The organism is Nocardia canadensis (genome assembly GCF_032656385.1).
Taxonomy (GTDB): Bacteria; Actinomycetota; Actinomycetes; order Mycobacteriales; family Mycobacteriaceae; genus Nocardia; species Nocardia canadensis.
Window position 1 is genome coordinate 571,483 of record NZ_JAVCWB010000010.1, and the last position, 20,381, is coordinate 591,863.

Below are 20,381 nucleotides of genomic sequence, written 5' to 3' on the forward strand. Positions count from 1 at the left end.
CGAACACTCGCAATCCGCGAGATGTACCGCAAGCCTGTCCAGGCCGATACCCCAGCCGTGGTGCACGCTGGTTCGTCCCAAAGCCAACGGGCCGAACCAGCACTACGCGCTGCAACCCAGATGACTACCGCAGCTCCTCAACTCAGAGCGAAAACCGCGTCAACAACCAGCTGGCCACCACAACTTCCCAGGTCACCCGCGTTCCCATCTTCGATGTGCCCCGCCGAGGAATCGAACCTGCGACTCCCCGGCGGGGCCGGGCATCATATCCAGGATCCTAGCTTCGCACCCATGCGCGCCCGAGGGGTGGGCACTGTCGTTGGTGCACAAGAGAAACGCGCGCCGATCATGCGCCACCACCTCAATCGCGGGTCTTTCTACGATTTACCCAGGATCCACAACACATGTATCACCTATCTGTATTCCTGAATCGACGACGAGATGGCCGGTGAGACGGCCGAGCCAGTCGGGTACAAAGCACACAGAGCGGGCCTCGCGCTTCGGTTCCCGGCACCGCGCGCAGACGGGAGATACGAGACTCGACCTGCTTCTTCACGGCGCCCGATGTCACGAGCGACCGGGACCGGAGAGGCGGGCGCGGTTGGAACGTCTCCTCGCCCGACAAAGACCCGTCGGGAATACAGCAGGACAGCCGCACACGGGTCCGCCGCGCCTGCAGGACGCCGCCAATAGCGGCTAGCACCGCCGCTGCGGGGTGACCAACCCGATAACGGCATCGGTATGCCCGTGCACGAGCGGCGCGCGCATGCCGCGTGTTGGAGATCGCCCCGGATGAAGCAGCTCGGAATGCAATGACCACCACGAAGTCACCGATCAAACCGGTTCGGTGCCCGATCGTCCCTTCCCCTGCGAGGTCTACGCTAGCGCTCTGCCATGACACGCGCCGCTGCGAAACAAACCAGGGCAACCAGCCGCGTGTCGACCAGCGCCGCCAGGGGCGCCCGCGCTGTCGGCCTCGACGAAGCGACACAACAACGGGTTCGGACACCGTTACGAAACCCCGGTGCAACGAATCTCCTGCAGATGCCAAAGGCACAGTGCTGCAGCACTGCTGACGTCGATCCGGGTACCGTCTCCACATGAATCACACGATCACGAAGCACGCTGGCGACCACCTCCTGAAGGCCACAGCCTCGGCGAAGCGCGACGTGTTCCTCGCGAGCCCCTATCTCACCATTGATCTCGCATCTCAGCTAGCCAAGCGAGCGTCCTCAAAGGTGAAGTGGCGCTTCCTGACCTGCCTCAATCCAGTCGCGACAGCCAACGGCTACCTTTCGATCGAGGGATTGCAAAGGCTGCTCGACGCCGGTGTGCAAATCGGTCATCATCCGAGGGTTCACGCCAAGGCCTACATCGTCGACGAGGACTTCGGCCTCGTCGGCTCAGCGAACCTGACCGGAGCAGGGCTCGGCATACACACCACATCGAATGCCGAACTGTCCGTATTGCTTCATGGGGAGGCGATCCAGGAAACTCGCCGCATACTGGCGAGCTGGTGGACTGACGACCTGGTCGATTCCGACCGCCTCGCCCAACTCGCTGCGGAAGCCGCTGACCTGCCCAAAGCGGTCAAATACGTCCCGACGAACGGCGGGAAATCAGCACCGACCGGCCGCGACGTCGAACAGCTACTGGCCGACGCACGCGATCCTGAACGGGCTCTGTGGGTCAAAGCCCAGCACAACGACCCATATCTCGACGGCTGGCGCGAGCACGGCTGGTTCTCCAGCTCGAAGCGAGGCAGACCGGGATTCCGTCAAGGTGACCTGGTGCTCATCTACTCAAAAGAAGCCCACGGGTGCTATGCCGCTGTCGAGATCGCCGACGAGCCGACCTTCGACCCCGCCTACGTTGCAGATCGGAGTGACGTACCCGACGCCGGCGAGCGGTGGCCGTGGGTCAACACGACGCTGCCCCGCCTCGTGCCTACCGAGCTCCACGTCGTGACGTACCAGGAAATCGGCTTCAGCCCACAAGGACTTCAAGGCGGACACAAGCGTCTCACTCTCAGCGAGTTCGCCATGGCTGTTCGCCTACTCGCTGAACGAGCCGTCGTACCTCTCTGACCGGCCTGCATCGGGCCGTCATCCAAGCAAGCCTCCGAATCGGACAGGTATGGCAGCGAAACCCGTGCGCAACCCGCGCACCGAACGGGACTCCCGCACGGACGGTGACATTGAGACCCGATCGTGCATCAGTGCCGTTCCCACCCCTCGCCGGGTCGCTGTGACATCTGGCTGACGGCCATGTGGGCAAACCGGCAACCGAGCTTCAAACCAGTATGCCGGGTGGGACAGGGCTTCCGGAGCCCAGCAGCCGAGCATCTGGGAGTATTGGCGAATGCCACTCGAAGTCGTATACGGGGAAAGCCGTGACCGCGGATCTGCGCAGAAGCTCGCCAGTCTGCTGCGGCCTGTTGTCGAAAATGGCACGATCTACCTCGCCTACCCAGTCCTGACCACGGCAGATGAGCGAGTCGAAGTCGACGCGCTGCTTGTCAGTGAAGACCACGGTCTGGTTGCGTTCCTCATCGCGAAGGACATGCCCCAGGATGCAGGCGACTGGGGCCGGTTCATCGAATCGCAAGATCGGTTGTACTCGGCGCTGGAGGCCAATCTACGTCGCCATGATGGGCTTCGCAGGGGGCGTATGTTGGCTCTATCTCCTGCTACTGCCACCTTGTTCCCTGCCCCAGTCACTCCCCCAGCAGATGTTGACGGGTTCTACGGCGAACTGGAAGCGGTGCCTCAGTTCGTACAGGGCCTTGATCCCATCAGCGAAGAGACCAAACGCAAGCTCGAAGCAGCGCTCCAACGGGTCTCGACCATTAAGCCGGCAAAGAAGCGCGCAAGCGTATCCTCCGCAACATCGCGGGGAGCGAAGCTGAAAGAGATCGAGAAAGGCATAGCGAATCTCGACCGCTGGCAGAAGGCTGCTGCCATCGAAAGCCCAGAAGGACCTCAACGTATTCGCGGTCTGGCTGGTTCAGGAAAGACGGTCGTCTTGTCGCTCAAAGCTGCCTACTGGCATGCGCAGCATCCCGAGTGGTCCATTGCGCTGACGTTCTCTTCTCGGGCGCTCTACCAGCAGATCGATGACTTGGTGACCAGGTTCACCTTCGAGCATTCGAATGATCAGCCTGACCACGCCAAGCTTCAAATTCTTCACTCTTGGGGTTCCCGATCCAGACTTGGCATGTATGCGCTAATGGCCGCGTCACTCGGACAGCCGGTTCGCGACTACGGCTACGCACGCGGAAAGTACGGAATGGAAGATGCCTTCAAAGGAGCCTGCCAAGAACTACTGAATTACGCCGAAGCGCAACAAGAAATTGCGCCCATTTTTGACGCCGTCCTAATAGACGAGGCGCAGGACCTACCCGCAGAATTTTTCCAACTCGTATACTTATTCACCAGCGACCCCAAGCGAATTGTTTGGGGATATGACGAGCTACAGAAACTTTCAGAGGCAGCGATGCCGACCACCGACGAGCTTTTTGGCTTGGACCCCCAAGGGGCAACCAGAATCTCCCTGGACGCTCCTGATGACGCACCACAGCGCGACATCGTCCTGCCAGTCTGCTATCGAAACACGCCCTGGGCCCTTGCGACAGCACATGCTTTGGGCTCGGGAATTTACCGACAACCGAACGGCCTAATTCAACATCCGGACGAACCGCAACTGTGGTCTGACATTGGTTATCAAACTGTCAGTGGAGAGCTGAAGCTTGGCTCGCCTGTCACACTTTCCCGGCGACCGGATTCAAGCCCTGACTACTTCGACAAATACTTAACGCCAGACGATGCCGTGCAGATTCGTGGATTCGAGACAGAGGATGCCCAAGACCGGTGGGTTGCCGAGCAGATCCGAATAAATCTTGACGAGGACGAACTTGAGCCAGACGACATCCTCATCGTACTTCCCGATACATATCGGGCAAAGTCTCGGGGTTCGCGACTCATGCGCGAGTTGAGCAGACTGAAGATTACCTCCCACCTGGTTGGAGTCACAACCAGCCAAGATGCCGTGTTTACGCCAGATTCGGTGGCGATAGCTCATATTTATCGCGCCAAGGGCAACGAGGCACCTATGGTGTACGTAATGGATGCACAGCATGCAGAAAATCCAGCGAACTTGGTTACCCGCAGAAATATCCTCTTCACAGCAATTACCCGCAGCCGCGCTTGGGTGCGCATCGTGGGATGGGGAGAAAGCGCCAAGCCGGTAGTAGCTGAATCAAAAAAGATCGTCGAAAACAAATACATGCTCAAGTTCAAGATTCCCACCGGCGCGGAACTGCAATCTCTGCGCCACACCTACCGCGACCGGTCGCCGAGGCACGAGGAGAACGTACGCAGGGCGACCGAAGGACTCGGGACATTCCTCGAAGCGTTCCATCGGGGCGACCTCGACCTCAACGATCTACCGCCAGCGATGCGTACCCAACTTGCGCAGAGCATCGCCCGCCACGACGCAGATGAGGGCCCTTTCGGTGACATCTAGTATTACGGTTCGCGGCGTTGCGGATTCCATCCGAAATGCGATCGACTACCTTTGGGAAGCCGAACTCCTGCTCAACTACACGTCCCTGTCAGAGACCACGACAAGAGTGTCTTGGCACCCCATAAATCCACGCTTCGCATTCCTGGATAGCCGAGAACACACCACTATAGGACAGTACCGAAACTGGATTACAGGGGGCAACTATACCTGCGTCCTGTTCGATGGCGCTCTATTGCAGATATCCTACACTATAGAACGCGGCCAAGTTTCTGGACATCGCCTCGCCTACATACCTTGCCCCTGGGATATCGATTCATCACTGATCGAAGAGGGTATCCCCCTCGATGAGATCCTTGAGTTCTACGACTCCGATGCCATATCCATGAAATCGCCAGTCCGATTCGATTTCGACCCAAAGGCCGGTCGACCCGGCCATCCAGTGTCCCACATGACGTTCAATTCTGTGGACTGCCGCATTGCGTGCATCGCTCCACTTCACGCCCACCGCTTCACAAACTTTGTTTTTCAGCATTTCTACGCAGACATCTGGAGCGCACATCGAGAATTCTTTGCAGTTGCGCCATTTCGCCATTTGGGCGAGCCGGTAATCCTAGCCGAGGAACGCGACGACATGCATATAGGTTGGAACCCACGGCTCCAACTCTCCGCATAAACTACCAGCATACAAATCGGGCGGGTCGCTGCCATCACAATCCTCGCCACCGCCTCGGGACAGGCCCGGCGCCCGGGAGCAGCCGCGCGACGACCGGCCCGAATGTGACGAGGACGGCGAAGGTCGCAGGATCGACCGTAACGACGGCCAGGGCTTTGCACTCGGACCGTCGGTTGCCGCTGAAGGCGGCCCACGTGCGACAGCCACCGACCCGGACATGTGCGGTGGGCTGAGGGGCCGAACAAGAAGGGCAAGCCGGACTGGATAGCGGTACCCCTCGAACCGCGGCCGTGACCTGTTCGCGCTCCAACGTGGCTAGTCCCCGAGCATGCCCGACGCGGCACGAAGCGAGCTGTCACCGGCCTGGTTGATACTCGACAGCGTTCATCGAACGACTATGGAGGGGCGGGTGTTTCAGTGATCCAACGGACAGGTACAGGTGTGTTCACCACTCAGGTCGGCGGGCGCGATTTTCGCGGTTGGTCAGCCACCGTCGACGAGATGCAGACAATCCTCCTCCGTCTCGGCATCGACGCCGCTACCACTGGTCCGGCGGTGTCGCCAGCTGTCGTAGCCGAGAACGACGAACTGCTCCAGGACTGCCGACTCGACCATCCCCACGATCAGTGGATGCACCGCCTGCACTCGGCGGCCGATCGGCCGGAGCGGGCAGCGCTGAGAGAGGCCCTGACGACGTTGCGGGATGCTATGCCTGCACCGGGTCCACATGCTGCGCAGATGTTGTGGGTCCGCGACCCCGATCCGGGTGCCGAACTACAGGCGTGGCTCAGCGAACGAGTCACCCGGGTGAACGCCGCGGCACCACAGGTAAGACGGATCTCGGTCTTCGGTTCGAAAGTGGTGCCGCAGGTGCGCTATGGATCTGCCGCGCGCGCGTACTACCTGGACTGGGTGGATCCGACACAAATCGCGAGCACCCCCGATCCTCAACGGTGGGGTGAGTTCGATCGCACGGAGCCGGCTCGGCGCACGCTGGCCGAGCTCTGTGTGGCACTGCATGCGGTCACGACCCCGGCAGATTTGGACGCGTGGATCGACCGACGATTGATCGGGGGCACGACGCAGCCGGTGAACCTCGAACGGATCGAAGGACCGGCCGGGCCCCTGTATGCGGTGCGTGGCGACGGCACGCATCGCGCCCACTTCGCCCGCATCTTCGGTCTTCCGCTGTTGGCGCTGATCCGCACCAGTACCTTGCCCCGGCCGCTGCGGGTGTTCGACCGCCCCGAAGTCGAGGGCGCACCATTCGGGCGGTGGGCATCACTGTGGCACGGACTGCGAGAACAGGGTTTGCTCGAGGTCGTCGAGCACCCCGGGCCTGGGATGGCGTCGTGGACACCGACGCGGACGTGTGGAGAGTGGATGCTCATGAACCCCCAGGAGGCCACCGCGGTGAACCGTGCCTACGACCGGGCGTATCCACATGCCCTGCAGAGCGCCACCGGGCTGTCCGACGGCGAACTGTTCGACCCTGAACAATGGGCCCGGAAACTTCTCGGCTCCACGAGGTCCCGGTCGCACCGAGGGCGATGGTCTTCCCTCACGGAGCTGGTCCACACCGCGCTCAGCCAACGAGCAGGACGACGCCAACTACCACGCACCATCGGTTCCATCACAGGAACCGGTGATGCACCGTGAATCGCTTGCTCTTCTGGGATCGGCCAGGGCCGGCGGTACTAGCCAATCCACGCTTGGGCCCGTGAACGGTCCTGACTCCGAGCCGTACCGATCCCCACGTGATCAACCGGCACCGAGGACAAAACGGCCGCAGTCGCAAGTACCACAACACCTTTCCCGAACCTGGCCGATCCAACCGACGGGCCCCGGAAGACTTCGCGGGGCGAGGTGGACTCCCCGCCGGAGAAGATCCGGATAAGCAGCCAACGCGAACCCGCCGACATCGCCGCCTACCGCGCCCCACGGCGGGCCGAAGACTCTCCCGACGCCGGTGGGATCCTTGCCATGCGCGACCACGCCCAGCACCACCTCGCCACAGCCGATCCCGCCACGCCCGCCGTGCTCGTCCTTGCCCGCTCCCATCGCGCGGTCACCGCGATCAAAGCGGCCGGCTCCCTTCTCACCTCCCACTGGCCGCCCGCTCCTGAGCATCGCCCGCCCATCGTCGAGGGCGCCGACCGGATCGCCGCCGTGATCGGCAACTGCCTGCGCCGCCGTCACCCGATCATCGATGCCCGCCCGGACGACCCAATGCTGCACTGGGTCGGCCCGACCCCGAACGATGCCGAGCAACGCATGCTCGGCATCGCCGAAGACCTGTAGGAAGTCGTCCGAATTGCCGGGAGCCCGACACCAGCACGTTACGTCCAACCTGACATGACCCCTGAAGACCGTGACGCTCTGATCGAGGCGGGCTACGACCCCGACGATCCCGATATTCAGGCCCGTATGAGGCAGGTCGATCGCGGCCTGAAAGTGCTACGTCAGCGCTGGCACCCGCATCTGCAGCACCCGATCGGAGCGTCGGTCACCGATGAACCTTGCGGCTATTGATGGCGACGACGGCCACATCCGGACGCCAACGATCGCTGCCACTGACCCGACACTAGGCAGACCGACCTCACCAGGGTCCTGTCGGTGTGGGTCGGCGATGCATACTGGCCCGGCGCCGATGAGGCCATCGTCGTCACTCTCAGCTATACCGACATCACCCGCTTCGCTCCGCTGGCCCGGCCCCGCCGTACACCGGGTCGAAGCCAAACGAACGAATCCGCCACTCCGCCCTTCGAAACGGAGTGCTGGTCGCCGAGACCGCCGAGCACCCCGAACCAAACGACCCGCGGCCGTGGAATCCCGATCGGGCCATCGCGCCGCCACCGCGGCCAACCTCGACGACCCGGTCCAGGGCCTCACGCGGACGGCCGAGCCCGTCCACATAGGCCGCCGCCATGGCGCCCCGCACGATGTGCACCGGATTCGCGCAGGAATGTCGCCGTAGCGTGGTTGCTCGACGCCAGGAAAGACATGCCTGTTGGTGCCGTACTGCCGGGGATCGGCACAGGTGCCCGACCGATCTCGGGGCCCGCCGCGATCGCGTTTCACGAACAGGACACAGCAGTGAAGTCATCCGAATCCGGCGGGTTCCCCAGCCAGCGGCAACGGGCTAGAGGCCTGAGCTTGCCGCCGTCCGGTCGAATCATCGGTATGAGTAGCGCCGACGGCGATCCAGTCGTTGCTCAGGCCCGGGAATTCCTCAAGATGCTCACTATTGACGCTGGCGCCAATCGCGCGAGGTCAATGGCGAGTTCGCTCTCGAACAGCGCCAGTTGCAGCCGCACCGCCTCGCGCACGACCGGCGGACCGGCGAAGCGCTCACGGGCGATGAACGCGAAATGGTCGCGACGCCTGGCAGGACCTGGCAAGCCGTGCCGACGGGCAGTTTCTGCGCGAGAGCTCTCACGGCGTCGGGGGCAGCCTTGCCGTCGTGCATGCCGAGGTGGTTCAGGACAAGTGTCAGCAAATTCGGATCTGGCCTAGTCGCAATGTGCCTCAGTCTCGACTGTCCGTCGGTGCTCAACACCCAGTAGACAGCTGCTGTCCTCGGATTTGCCCAGCAGGTCGTCCGCCAATGCCCGCAATACCGTCGGATCAACGAAGGATAGAGCCTGTACCGGGATCTCCCATCCGGCGACAGACCAGGCGAGTGCCAGTAGTCGTTTGCTTCGGCTGTGCAATGGACTTGACGCGGGTCCGGGGGAAAAGCTACGGAACGTAGGAGCTGCAGGATTGGAGAACCAGGTCTGGCCGTGATCGTTCTTTGCGGCCACGGCTGCGATCGCACTGAGCGACCGGGCTTGATGCCATGGGTCGGGGATGGAGCGAGCGAGGGCCTCGGCACGATCGGGATCAGTTTGGGCAATCCCGACCGCGACGTCAGCGAGCACCAAAGGTTGCCGCTCGGGATCGTAGATGGTGCGGGCGAGGGCCTCGGCACGGTCGGGATCAGCCCAGGCGATCACGGTCGCGACCCCAGCGAGCGCCTGCACATGATGCAATCGGTCGGCGACGGAGCGGGCGAGGGCTTCGCCGCGGTCGGGATCGGTCCGGGCGATCACGGCCGCGACCTCAACGAGAACCTGGTCCCGCTGCCATCGGTCTGTCATGGAGCGGGCGAGGGCTTCGGCACGCTCGGCGATGCGACCTGCACGATCGGGATCAGTCCGGGCGATCCCAGCAGCGACGCCAGCGACCGCCTGCGCTTGCTGCCATGGGTCGGCGACAGAGCGGGCGAGGGCCTCGCCACGATCGGGATCAGTCCGGGCGATCCCAGCAGCGACGCCAGCGACCGCCTGCGCTTGCTGCCGCGGGTCGGCGACAGAGCGGGCGAGGGCCTCGCCACGATCGGRATCGGTCCGGGCCACCGCGGCCGCGACCCCAGCGAGGACCCGGGCTTGATGCCATTGGTCGGTTACGTTGCGGGCGAGGGCTTCGGCACGGTCTGCGATGTGATCCGCGCGATCGGGATCGGTCCAGACAATTGCGTCCGCGATTCCAGCGAGTACCTGGGCTTGATGCCGAGAGTCAGGGAGGGTACGAGCGAGGGCTTCGGCACGGTCGAGATCGGTCTGGGCGATCACGGCCGCGATCCCAGCGAGTGCCTGCGCTTGGTTCGATAGATCCGGAATAGTGCGGGCGAGGGCTTCCGCACGGTCGAGATCGGTCCGAGCCACTGCGGCCGCGACCGCAGCGAGTACCCAGGGTTCCTGCTCTGCGTCGGGGATAGTGCGGGCGAGGGCTTCAGCACGTTCGGGATCAGTCCGGGCGATCACGGCCGCGACCTCAGCGAGCATCCGGGCTTGCTGCCACGGATTGGAGACGGAACGGGTGAGGGTTTCGGCGCGGTCGGTGATGTGACCGGCACGGCCGCGATCGGTCTCGACGACCTTAGCCGCGACCCCAGCAAGAGCCCAGGCCTGCTGCTCTGGATCGGAGATCGAGCAGGCGAGGGCCTCGGCACGGTCTGGATCAGTCCGGGCGACCTCAGCCGCGACCCCAGCGAGAGCCCAGGCCTGCTGCTCTGGATCGGAGATCGAGCAGGCGAGGGCCTCGGCGCGATCGGGATCAGTCCGGGCGACCGCGGCCGCGACCTCAGCGAGCACCCGGTCATGCTGCCATGGGTCTGTCATGGAATGGGCGAGGGCTTCGGCGCGATCGGGATCAGTCCGGGCGATCACGGCAGCCACCCCAGCGACCGCCTGCGCTTGCTGCCGCGGGTCGGCGACAGAGCGGGCGAGGGCCTCGGCACGATCCGGATCAGTCCGGGCGATCACGGCCGCGACCTCAGCGAGCACCCCGGCCTGCTCCCATTGCGCGGTGATGGAGCGGGCGAGGGCTTCCGCGCGATCTGGTTGGCCGAGTTCGCCCCAGATAGCGGGCAGCTTGGTGGGAATGTTGTCATTGGACGTGGTGAGGCGGTCGCGGTAGCGGGCCAGGCGGGCTGTGGTGAGGAGATCAGGGTCGGGTTGGTCACAGACGCATTGCTGTACCGCACGGATCTCGTTCAGTGCGATCACGTCGCCACCCGTGCGGGCACGGATCCGGTCGTGACGGATGGAGTCCAGTGCCAAGATGCTTGTGCGGGCCAGGTCTATGCGCTGATTCAGGACATCGAAATAGCGGCGCAGCAGGAAATCAGGCGTTTGGGGCGGCCACCCTCTTTCTCGGTAGCGGTCAGCCCAAACGTGCAGTCGTCCAATCGCGGTGCGCAACTGGGTGCCGAGCTGGTCTTCGGCAATGTCTTGCAGGGTGTCGTGGGCTAGGACGTATGCCAGTTCCTCGGGAGTGTCACGAGTTGCAGGCACAAGGTTGGTGCGGAAGCTCCGCCCAGCGCGGTGAAGCAGCAGCAGGTCGATCTCGAAAGGTGCCAGGTCGGTGAGTTCGGCGATCTCACGGAGGGTCAGGCCTTTCGCGGCGGTGATCAACGCGACCAGGTCTCGATGAACGGGATCCCCGCACAGCAACATGGTCAGTTCGGTTCGGGCGCGTTGTTCGAAGTCGGTGGCGAAGCGTGATTTGGTGAGTTCGTAGCGGGTGGCTGTGGCCAGGGGGTGGTGGGCCGGTACGACGATCTCGGGTCCGTAGCGGCTGGCGACGATGACCTGCAGGTTATCGTGCGCACGAGCCGGGAGCAGGTCCGTGATCGGGGTTCGATCGGTTCCGGCGTACTCGTCGAGGCCGTCGACCACCAACACCAGCCGTCGCCCGCTGGCGGCCTCACGTTCGGCGGCGGTCGTGAGCAATTCGGCGCGTAGTCCGTCTCGGCTGACCGTTTCCCGTGCGATCGTTTCCTGCTGATCGGGCAGCAGTACTTTCAGTTGGTCGAGAACGGTGTCGGTGAACTTCACATGGCCGTTCTCACCCATACGGTCGGTGATAAAGAACCCGATCACCGTCACACCAGGGGGCGGGTCGAGGAAGAACGTCGACAACAGCGCTGTCTTCCCTGCCCACGGATCCGCCTGGATCCACAGATACCGTTCCGGGCCAGCACAGAAGCCGGTCAACATCGCCCGTTCGGTACCCCGGTCCTGCAACCCGCCGAGCGGTGCGAAACCTTCCCGCACCTTCGCTGTGTAGAACGACCGGACACGGGTGGCGGGGCCGTTCGTATCGTCCGCGGCGTCGCGACGTTTCAGCCAGTCCCGCCAGGTCTTGCCATCCAGTCTCTGCTGTGACGCCAAAGCTCCGGCTTCCCGCAGCAGAAACTCGATCACCGCAAGGAACTGGTGATCGATGCGCGGCACCGTCCGCTTCTGCGGATCATTGGCAGGAAACCAGCCATACAGCGTCGAGACCGCGATACCGGTGCCGTCAGCAATCTTCTGCACCGCGAGCGGTCGCCGCCCCTTGTTGGCAGCCAATCGCAATGCATCGAGCTCAGCGAAGAACGCCGACCGTGCATCCGATCCGATCACCGCTGATCCTCGCACAGGTGTTGCTCGGTACGACTCGAATCGACTCGAAAGTGTCTCGACTCGCGAGAACCCCTGTATGACATGCGCATTCACGCACTCTAGCCAGCGAATCGGGTCGATACGGCGGTACCTGTCACGGTTCTCTGGGATCCGGCCCCGACCCGAACCTCACCCATGGAGGATCCTATGAACCAGATGCAGCGCAAGGCACTGCTGGTTACCATTGCCGGCCTGATCGGTTTCATCGTCGGCATCATCGCAGCACTGCTGGCCCATTTCGGAGGCGAACACATCACTGTGGCGATCCGCGACGGCGGCATCGGCTTCGCCACCGCATCCAGCTTCGTACTGCTGGTCATGGCTTACCTCGGAGCCCTGTAAATCGCGACCACCGGATCGATCCTCACGTCTAGCCCACTCGCCCACACCGACGGCGGGGATAGAGACCGCCCTAGTGCCCTGACCCCACTCTGCCTGTGACTACGGAGTCTCCTCAGCGGGTCCGGGCGCCGGGTTCGCCACCATGGGCACGGCTCAACGCCTCTCGGGTTGGCTGACCACGCGAGGCGGTTCGAGCACACCTCAGCTAGGCCAGAACACGGTTCTGGACGAGCCAAGGTCTGCCCGGTACCCAAACGCTGGACGTACGACGCCAGAGAACAGTTTCCGTTTCGCCAGTGCCGCGGCGGCCGGCTACGCCGACGCCGCTCGGCAAGACGACCAAACACGCCGCGCGGTGGTCCTTGACTGCCCGAAGATGCTCATGCAGATTTGCCATGGCCTCAAGGACTGCCTTTCCCCGGCGTGCAGCTGCCCCGTTCGTACGCCGATCAGGGATGAAGAAGCGTTCAGCTCCGCCGGTTTTCAGTATGTGTCCACTCGCTGCGCCCTCTTCAGAGTGCGCTGACCACGCCGGTCACCTCGGGGCAGCGGTGTCTGAGCTGGAGTCGACATGTCCGCAAAGGGCCGGGTCGCTGACGACCTCCGCACGTACAGGCACTACACCGGAGAATCATTCCAGTACGCAAGGAGTGGAGTTCGCCTGGATCGGGTAGCACCGCTTCCCGCAGCTGATCGAGCACACGCTCGACTGGAGTCCCGGATCTTCACGGCGCTGGCCGACATCCGGCTGTGGACCAAACACCCGTTCGCGATCACCCGGGTTCGGCCGCAGCCGGATGGCTCTGTGACGATTCACCTCGATGTCTACGCCGCCGCGTTCGACGAGAGATACGACGCAGCTGAACGCGCCTTCTCATGTCTCGCACCGTTCGCCGAAGCCGACGGGTCATTTGTCACAGGAATTCCGGGTTTGCGCGTCCGTGAGATACACACAACCGAACTCGTACTGACCCTAGCCGGCGAGACCGCAACCATCAGGCTGAGATGCGCACAGGGAACGCGATGGCAACCCATCCTCGCAGCAACACGGATTCAGATGGAGGACGCGTCCATGCAGCCGTTATGGGACGAGCCCCGCGTGGCGGACGACGAGCGCAGCTACATGCGATCCGAGGCCAGCGTCCATGGGCACCTCGACTGGCTCGGATCAGCACTGTTGAGACGCGCGAGACTGTTCCAGTCCGCAACCAATGCGTTCTATCTCAAGGGGTGGACGATGGACCGCAAACTCAAGATCGAATTCGTATCGGCGGTCGAAGCCGGTGCCTACCATCAAGAGTTCATCGACCGCCTAACCGACCGAACCTGGGGTCTACCGCTGACTGTTCACAGACACGAATGCTACTGCCGCGCATCACGGTCAGCTCCTTCGATGTGCTGGATCGAGCTCACCCAGCCGGGCCGCGACGAGCCCGTCCTTCAGTTGCGTTTCGGCCACGAGAGCCCTCGCTACTACTCCGACCTTCGCCCCCAGTTTCGCGCGCTCGGATCCGGGACCCGATGGCTCAACCGCGCCCTGCCACCGACCGCACAGGTGCCACAGCCGCCTCTGTGCTATCACGCAAACGAGGCCCACCGGCTGGTCGAATGACACAACCACCCGCCCTACGCGGCCTCGACAATGATTGGCGCCGCCCCGTTTGCCCTAACGTCGTCGCCAGCGATCGGCAGCGCGCGGGCCAATCGCTAGTGCGGCCCCTAGACAGGGTCTCGCTGCCGATTGCCGCCACATCGACCGTTGCGGCGCAGCGGTACCGCGAATGGAGCGCTCCGCAGTGCTACACCCATCAAGCAAATAACCAAACGGGGGATTTGCGTGGGGTCAGGCCCGAATAAACAGGTCAGGCCCGGTCTTAGACCGGGCCTGACCTGTTATTCACGTGGAGCTAAGGCTACTCGAGCCCCTGCCCCCCTACTCAGGGGCTCAGGTATCTCATGATCTCCGCCGCGACCGCCGGTCTTCCCTCCCCATTGACGGCGTGGGCAGAAGCCAGTCGGTACCCAGAGGATGGAGACCATCAGAATCATAGGAATCTCACGCAGGAGTTCGAACCTGCGACCACCCCCGTTGCGACTCTCACTAATCCAGGCTTCGTAGCTCTCGCCAACGTCTCGAGATGGATACTGGTTCCAATGACGTCACAATTCGGTCGCGCGCTACCGGCTTCCGTCGACGGCGTTTCTACGATTTTTCTACGATCTGCAAGCGTGTTTGCACAGGAACTTTCGGGAATGGTCCGGTGGTTTCGGGACTACCAGAGCGTCATCTACCTGCGCAAACAGGGAAATTATGGGAAGGGTCGAGCATTTTCGGGAACCTGCGGAAACGCTGCGCCGAATTCATGACCGACAAAGCCTATACCACCGCTGACCTGGGCATCTTCGGGGTCCACCCCTGCTCTCTACGATTTTTCGACGATTTACCCAGGATCCTCAACGCGTGCGTCGTCCCTCGGTATTCCCGCATCGGCGACGAAGGGCCCGGTCAGCAGGGCTGCGAGTACGACGCGCGGAGGCAGTGGCGGCCTCCGCGCGAGCGGCGACGGTGGGGCGGTCAGGTTGTCGCGGAGTGGGCGGCCTGGACGACGCCGAGTTGCTGCAACATGCCGAGCGTGTCCCAGCAGGCCCAGCTCTCGATGATCTTGCCGTCCTGGAAGCGATTGACCGTGATGCCTTGCACGACCGCCGATTTCCCAGTGGCGTGCATGCCCATCATCTCGCCGTCGTTGGTTCCCGTCCCGGTCCATCGGGTGGTCACGAAGTCGCCCTCGGCGATCTGTTCGTTGACCAGGAAACGCTGATCCGAGAACGCGGCGAGATACATCTGCGCGAGTCGTTTCAGGCCGTCGGGTCCATGGAGTTCGGCGAAGGGGTTCTGTGGATCGTGGTTGATGCAGTCGGGCGCAATGACCTCGTCGAAAACGTCGAGGTCGCGCGAGTTCCACGCGTCGAAGATGCGCTTGGCGGCAGCCTTGTTCTGCTCTGACATGGCGTGTCCTATCCAGTAGTTACGCCGAACCGGCGAAGGCTCGCAGTCGCTACAGGCAGCGTTCGCCGCGCCCGGCGTTCAGTGGGGTGTGCGCGATGCCGACGGCGAAGCCAATCGTCACTACCCGATACGAAGACACTGCCGGCACGATGCCCGCCGGAGTCCAGCCCGGCAGAGATTCGGCTACCCGTCGGTCGCAACCTTGAAGCCGGTGTACGGAATCATTGTGCGCCCTTTTTCTCCGCGAGGTAAGGGGCGCCGGAGAGCGCGACTCCCCGGCGCACCGCCGTCAGGTCAGCGCACTCATATCGACGTCGTACTCCTTGATCCAGGCGTTGGCGCGCAGAATCGTCTCGGTCCGAAGGCGGGCCCACGAGCCGCTGCCCGCGGTGTCGGTGCCGTCGACGATCGCCGTGGCCGCGTCGACGTTCAGGAACTCCCGGATCGGCTCGTCGGCGCCGGTCAGCACCTCGTTCAGGCCCTTGCGCAGCATGTCGTCGTAGCCGGTGTCCAGGGTCGCCGGGAAGACCGACTTCGGGCGGTTGCGCACCGCGTCCGGCAGCAGATCACCGGCGGCGGCGCGCAGCAGCCATTTGCTCTCGCCCGGGCGCTGTTTCATCGACCACGGCACGTTGAACAGGTAGTCGATCAGGCGGTGGTCGCAGAACGGGACGCGGACCTCGAGCCCGACCGCCATGCTCATGCGGTCCTTGCGGTCGAGCAGCGGCCGCATGAATCGGGTGAGGTCGAGATAGTTGGCCGCCCGCATCCGCGCGTCCTGGGGTGATTCGCTGTCGAGGCGGGGCGCCTCGGCGATGCCCTGCGCGTACATCCCGCCGATGCGCTCGAACAGGCCGGTACGCGCCAGCACGCCGCCGTCGAACAGGCTGAACGTCGACGGGGTCCCCTGCAACAGCTGGAACGCCATCCACGGATAGATCGGCACGTCGAGGACCTTCTCGTCGTGCAGCCACGGGTACCCACCGAACACCTCGTCGGCGCCTTCCCCGGAGATCGCCACCGTGCAGCGCTCCCGCACCGCCTGGAACAGCAGGTACAGCGAGACGTCCATGTCGCCCAGGTGGTTGGGCAGATCCCAGGCCCGCAGCACCCGGCGCCGGACGTCGGGGTCACAGAGCGCGGCGGTCGCCACGTCGATGCCCTCGTGCTTGCAGCCGACGTAGTCGACCACCTCGCGGATGAAGGGCGCGTCCTCGGTCGCGCGCAGGATGTCGGCGGAGGTCTCGAAGAAGTCGGCGTGCCCGACGAAATCGATGGAGAACGACCGCACCACATCGGCCGCGGTGTTGGATCGAGTCGCCAGCGCGGTCAGCAGACTCGAGTCGATGCCGCCCGACAGCAGCGTGCCGATCGGCACGTCGGACACCAGCTGCCGCTCCACGATGTCGGCCAGCAACGCGCGCACCGTCTCCACGGTGGTGTCGAGATCGTCCTCGTGCGGGCGGGCCGTCAACCGGTAGTAGCGATGCCGCTCGATTCCCGCTCTGCCGACCCGCAGGTATTCGCCGGGCTGCAATTCCAGCAGACCGTCGAACGGCGTCTGGCCCGACATATTCGCCTGCAACACAAGGAAACTGGCGAAACCGTCGACATCGACCTTTCGCTCGGCCGCCGGGTTGGCCAGGATGGCCTTGGGCTCGGAGCCGAACAGGATCCCGTCGGGGGTCGGGTAGTAGTAGACGGGTTTGACGCCCACCCGGTCCCGCACGAGGAACAACTCCTGGCTGCGCTCGTCCCAGATCGCGAACCCGAACATGCCGTTGAAGCGCTCGACGCAGGCGATGCCCCACGCGAGGTAGGCGCGCAGCACCACCTCGGTGTCGCTCTTGGTCGTGAACCGGTGACCCGCGCCTTCCAATTCTTGCCGCAATTCCCGGAAATTGTAGATCTCGCCGCTGTAGGTCAACACGACGTCATCGCGGACCATCGGCTGGACACCGCCCTCGATATCGATGACCGACAATCGACGATGCCCGAGTGCGGCGTGCCGGGAAATCCATTCCCCGCCGGCATCCGGTCCGCGCAGGAGCATCGTCTCCGTCATTCGCCGAACAATCGATCGTTGCGTCTCGAGATCTCTCGAGAAGTCGACCCATCCGACAATTCCACACATTTGTTTTCAACCTCCGAGAATATGACCGAGCGAATGCGGCGACGCGCGTGCGCAGGGGCGCCCGGCAGGTCACCGCCGGGGCGAAACCGGTTGGCCACCAACCGGATCGCGCCCTCGACACGGGGCCGACATGGTTAGCTACGCCACCTATCGAATTCGCCGAGCCCGCCGCCACACACCCCCATCGAACGCACACGGGGCACGGCCGCGCAATGACCGGAACCCAAGAGAATGCCCGACTCAGCTCAGACGACGAGCGCGGACTCCAGTTTTCTTTCCCCCTCGCCTCAAAGCCCGCAGCCCAAAATATGCGCTCGACCTTCGTGCGTCAAGGCGCTCGACTCGACACCATTCAGGGAATCACCCGACGAGAGCGGAACTCTGGTGCGCGACACTATTGCGCCGATCCGCGGGGCCGCCTCAGACCCGGCCCGCGACCGCGCGGCCCGCCGCCCGTCCGGAGAAGAGACAGCCGCCCAGGAACGTGCCCTCCAGCGCGCGATACCCGTGCACCCCGCCACCGCCGAATCCCGCGACCTCACCCGCCGCGTACAGGCCCTCGACCGCCGTCCCGTCCGGTCGCTGGACCTGGGATGACAAGTCGGTTTCGATGCCGCCCAGCGTTTTCCGGGTGAGCAGATGCAGGCGGACGGCGATCAGCGGGCCCGCCTCGTGGTCGAGCAGCTTGTGCGGTGCGGCTACCCGGATGAGCCTGTCGGGGCGGTAGGCGCGCGCCGCGCGGATCGCCGCGATCTGCAGATCCTTGCCGAAGGGATTGTCGAGCTCGCGGTCACGCGAGGTCACCTCACGCCGCACACTCGCCACGTCGAGCACATCGTCACCGGCGAGTTCGTTCATCCGGCGCACCAGGTCGTCCAGTTCGTTCTCGACGATGAAGTCGGCGCCCTTGCGCTTGAACGCCTCGACCGGGCCCGGCGCGCCCTTCTTCACCCGCTCCAGCAGCAGCCGAATGTTGCGGCCGGTCAGGTCCGGGTTCTGTTCCTGCCCGGACAGCGCGAATTCCTTCTCGATGATCCGCTGGTCCAGCACCAGCCAGGTGTAGTCGAAGCCGGTGCGGTTGATGTACCGCATCGAGCCGAGCGTGTCGAAGCCGGGGAACAGCGGAGGCGGCAGCCGCGTGCCGGTGGCGTCCAACCAGAGCGAGGACGGACCGGGGGCGATGCGGATGCCGTGGTTGGGCCACACGGGGTCGTAGTCGATGACGCCCTCGGTGTAGTGCCACATCCGGTCGCGGTTGATCACGCTCGCACCGGCGCGCTCCGAGATCTCGAGCATCCGCCCGTCCACGTGCGCGGGCACCCCCGCCAGCATGTGCTCGGGCGCGCGACCCGCACTCGCCGGCCAATTCCGGCGGATCAGCTCCGGGTTGTGCCCGATGCCGCCGGAGCTGACGATCACCGCCTGCGCACCGAACTCGAACTCCCCCACCGGTTTCCGGGATGACGCGACACCACGCGCCGTGTCCGAGGGCTCGAGCACGGTGCCACGCACACCCGTCACCGCGCCGTCGGTGACGACCAGTTCGTCGACCTGATGGCGGAACGCGAAGGTCACCAGCCCCCGATCGACGCCGTCGCGAACCCGCGACGCGATGATGTCGACGATCCGCGGCCCGGTGCCCCAGGTGATGTGGAAACGCGGCACCGAGTTGCCCGGCCCGTAGGCGCCGTAGCCACCCCGCTCGGCCCAGGCGACGATCGGAAACGACTTCCAGCCGCGTTGGGACAGCCAGCCGCGCATTTCCCCGGCCGCGAATTCGACATAGGCCTGCGCCCACCTGCGCGGCCAGTGGTCCTCACGCGCACGATCGAATCCGGCATTGCCCAGCCAGTCCTGCCATGCCAGGTCATAGGAGTCCGTGATGCCGACCCGGCGCTGCTCCGGGCTGTTCACCAGGAACAGCCCGCCGAAGGACCAGAACGCCTGTCCGCCGACATTGCCGGCGTTCTCCTGCTCGACGATGAGCACCCGCTTGCCCGCGTCGACCAGCTCCGCCGCGGCGACCAATCCGGCGAGTCCGGCTCCGACGACGATGACGTCAGCAGATTCGGCCATCATCAACGGTAACTCCGCGTCCCGGCCCGGGGAAGAGACACTTCCGCCGTGCCAGAATGCGGCATGACCATCAAGTTCGACGCACTCGATGCCGCGTTGCTGGCCGAACTGGCCGCGGACCCACGGGCGCCGATCCTCGAGCTGGCCCAGCGGCTCGGAATCGCCCGCAATACGGTGCAGGCGCGGATGAAGCGGCTCGAATCCTCGGGCGCGGTGCGGGGCTATCCGCCGGACATCGACGTGCAGGCGATCGGCTTCGCCGTGCACGCGTTCCTCGGGGTCGAACTCGATCAGAACAAGATGGATCCGATCATCGAGACGTTGCGCGGTTTCCCGCACGTGCTCGAGGTGCACGCCACCACCGGACGGGCGGATCTGCTGGTCCGCATCGCGGCGCGGTCACAGCAGGACCTGCTGGAGATCATCCAGCGGGTACACGCCATCGACGGGGTCAACCACACCGAGACCATGCTCGCGCTGGCCACCCCGATCGGTTACCGGAGCCTGCCGCTGGTCGACCATCTGACCCACCGGCCGAATCAGCCGTAGCGGAGTCGGGTCGCCACTTCGACGACTCGCCGTCGCCGACCGGTGCCGCGACGGCGACGGAAGACCTCGGCCTGCGGGACC

At 64.2% G+C, this 20,381-nt stretch carries 13 protein-coding genes; 9 read left to right on the plus strand and 4 right to left on the minus strand.

What is annotated here, in order from left to right; genetic code table 11:
• Positions 1-1,100 precede the first annotated feature (1,100 nt).
• From Q7X29_RS26230 to Q7X29_RS26255, 6 genes are all read left to right on the plus strand, one after another.
• Positions 1,101-2,087 (plus strand): phospholipase D-like domain-containing protein, encoded by a 987-nt coding sequence (locus tag Q7X29_RS26230; protein ID WP_316575663.1) that lies wholly within the window; start codon positions 1,101-1,103, stop codon positions 2,085-2,087.
• 274 nt (positions 2,088-2,361) lie between these two features.
• Positions 2,362-4,524 carry a DEAD/DEAH box helicase gene (locus Q7X29_RS26235; protein ID WP_316575664.1) on the plus strand — a complete coding sequence of 721 codons (2,163 nt, stop codon included), beginning with the start codon at positions 2,362-2,364 and terminating at the stop codon, positions 4,522-4,524.
• Positions 4,499-5,197: a DUF2290 domain-containing protein gene (locus Q7X29_RS33140; protein WP_394358736.1), complete on the plus strand. Its 699-nt coding sequence runs from the start codon at positions 4,499-4,501 to the stop codon at positions 5,195-5,197. Before Q7X29_RS26235 ends, Q7X29_RS33140 begins: the two co-directional genes overlap by 26 nt.
• Before the next feature lie 441 nt (positions 5,198-5,638).
• A complete protein-coding gene (locus Q7X29_RS26245; RefSeq protein WP_316575666.1) occupies positions 5,639-6,856 on the plus strand; it encodes a hypothetical protein in 1,218 nt (405 codons plus the stop codon).
• Between the two features lie 207 nt (positions 6,857-7,063).
• On the plus strand, positions 7,064-7,498 hold the full coding sequence (locus tag Q7X29_RS26250; RefSeq protein ID WP_316575667.1) for a hypothetical protein: 435 nt from the start codon (positions 7,064-7,066) through the stop codon (positions 7,496-7,498).
• 54 nt (positions 7,499-7,552) lie between these two features.
• A complete protein-coding gene (locus Q7X29_RS26255; protein WP_316575668.1) occupies positions 7,553-7,729 on the plus strand; it encodes a hypothetical protein in 177 nt (58 codons plus the stop codon).
• Between the two features lie 980 nt (positions 7,730-8,709).
• On the opposite strand, the gene Q7X29_RS26260 is transcribed toward Q7X29_RS26255, so the two are convergent.
• The gene (locus tag Q7X29_RS26260; protein WP_316575669.1) at positions 8,710-12,150 is read right to left on the minus strand and encodes a hypothetical protein; all 3,441 of its coding nucleotides are present in this window, start codon (positions 12,148-12,150) and stop codon (positions 8,710-8,712) included.
• Positions 12,151-12,336: 186 nt separating this feature from the next.
• Between Q7X29_RS26260 and Q7X29_RS26265 the strand changes: the two genes are divergently transcribed.
• The gene (locus Q7X29_RS26265; protein WP_316575670.1) at positions 12,337-12,531 is read left to right on the plus strand and encodes a hypothetical protein; all 195 of its coding nucleotides are present in this window, start codon (positions 12,337-12,339) and stop codon (positions 12,529-12,531) included.
• Between the two features lie 571 nt (positions 12,532-13,102).
• Positions 13,103-14,143, plus strand: coding sequence for a hypothetical protein (locus Q7X29_RS26270; RefSeq protein WP_316575671.1), 1,041 nt, complete (start codon positions 13,103-13,105; stop codon positions 14,141-14,143).
• 963 nt (positions 14,144-15,106) lie between these two features.
• On the opposite strand, the gene Q7X29_RS26275 is transcribed toward Q7X29_RS26270, so the two are convergent.
• The 3 genes from Q7X29_RS26275 to Q7X29_RS26285 all read right to left on the minus strand — a co-directional run bounded on the left by Q7X29_RS26275 (position 15,107) and on the right by Q7X29_RS26285 (position 19,751).
• The gene (locus Q7X29_RS26275; protein WP_218719336.1) at positions 15,107-15,541 is read right to left on the minus strand and encodes an ester cyclase; all 435 of its coding nucleotides are present in this window, start codon (positions 15,539-15,541) and stop codon (positions 15,107-15,109) included.
• 289 nt (positions 15,542-15,830) lie between these two features.
• A complete protein-coding gene (gene asnB, locus Q7X29_RS26280; protein ID WP_316575672.1) occupies positions 15,831-17,675 on the minus strand; it encodes an asparagine synthase (glutamine-hydrolyzing) in 1,845 nt (614 codons plus the stop codon).
• A gap of 420 nt (positions 17,676-18,095) precedes the next feature.
• The gene (locus Q7X29_RS26285) at positions 18,096-19,751 is read right to left on the minus strand and encodes an FAD-binding dehydrogenase (protein ID WP_316575673.1); all 1,656 of its coding nucleotides are present in this window, start codon (positions 19,749-19,751) and stop codon (positions 18,096-18,098) included.
• Positions 19,752-19,814: 63 nt separating this feature from the next.
• Between Q7X29_RS26285 and Q7X29_RS26290 the strand changes: the two genes are divergently transcribed.
• Positions 19,815-20,300, plus strand: coding sequence for an Lrp/AsnC family transcriptional regulator (locus Q7X29_RS26290; protein WP_218719333.1), 486 nt, complete (start codon positions 19,815-19,817; stop codon positions 20,298-20,300).
• Positions 20,301-20,381 lie beyond the last annotated feature (81 nt).